Here is a 1081-nt window from a genome sequence, read left to right on the forward strand (position 1 = left end):
GCATCCGGATGCGGATGCCGGTGCCCGGGTACCCGGACTACAAGGTGTTCTGGTCCACCGCCGGGCCGCGAATCGAAGCGGTGTTCCCGCATCCCACTGCGTGAACTGCTCCGGTGTGACGACGAGAAAACTCTCACCCTCACACTCTGCGCGCCCGAAGGGATTCGAACTCCCAACCTTCTGAAGTAGGTGACCTAACCGCAACCGTCCGGCAATGTCCGCTATCGTGTCGTGTCACAACAGGATACGGGATTGTGCGTCTGTTGCGACATGGCCGAATCCCCCGAATTTCGGTGCGTTTGTATGGCTCTACTGACATGAATGTGGATGACCTCGACCACCGCCTCAACCCGTGAGGCCCGGGCCACCGCGCTTGTGGGACGCCACCCAACGCATACCGGCGGACAGCTCCGCCATAGTTCTCGCGGCACCTGGGCAGTCCGTGTCGACGAGTTTGGCCAGCGTCTGATCCTCGGTCAGCCTCGGGTTGTGCTCCACAACAGTTTGATGCACCTGACGCATTTCACGCGGGAACTCGCATGCCAGAAGACACAGAACCTCATCCGGGACCATCAGCTTCGCACCGGACCGGCGAACCGCCTCGACGGGAAAGTCTTTGGTGTTGTTCGTGCAGAGGATGTCCGCCTGCGCCGCGTACGCGGCGGCGAGAACGTGTGCGTCGTCGGGGTCCGGTAGCCCCAGCTCGTCGAACACCGCGACGTCGGCTGGCGTCACATCGATCGACGCGTCGGGGAAATGCCGCTCCAGAAGGCCCCGAAGACGCTGATGCGCATCGTGGTTCCCGTACTTGCGGGTCAAAGTCCTGGTCAGGTCGTCGAGTATCTTCGCACTCCATCGAACGTCGATGAGCCTGCGCCCGTGGGCATACACCAGGTAATCGCGCACGGTGCGCGACCACAGCACATCGGTGTCGGTGAGGACGACACGGCGCATCTACTCGAAAATCCCAGCCGCGTTCTGCGCGGCGGCGAACTCGTCGGACTGAGCAAGGCGCTCTTGGGCTTCGTGGTCACAGAACGCGGCTATCGCGTGCGCCGGGACACGCCAGTGTGCCCCGACC

Annotated in this window: 1 protein-coding gene; it reads right to left on the reverse strand. The window is 62.9% G+C overall.

Going from position 1 to position 1081, the window contains the following annotated elements; genetic code table 11:
• Window positions 1–345 precede the first annotated feature (345 nt).
• Window positions 346–954 (reverse strand): PIN domain-containing protein, encoded by a 609-nt coding sequence (locus AC2VON_RS26025; protein WP_486955392.1) that lies wholly within the window; start codon window positions 952–954, stop codon window positions 346–348.
• Window positions 955–1081 lie beyond the last annotated feature (127 nt).

This window comes from Mycobacterium sp. TH-M82, from assembly GCF_057473605.1.

Coding starts and splice junctions, on each gene's coding strand:
- AC2VON_RS26025 (WP_486955392.1), bottom strand. CDS start 954: ATGCGCCGTGTCGTCCTCACCGACACCGATGTGCTGTGGTCGCGCACC.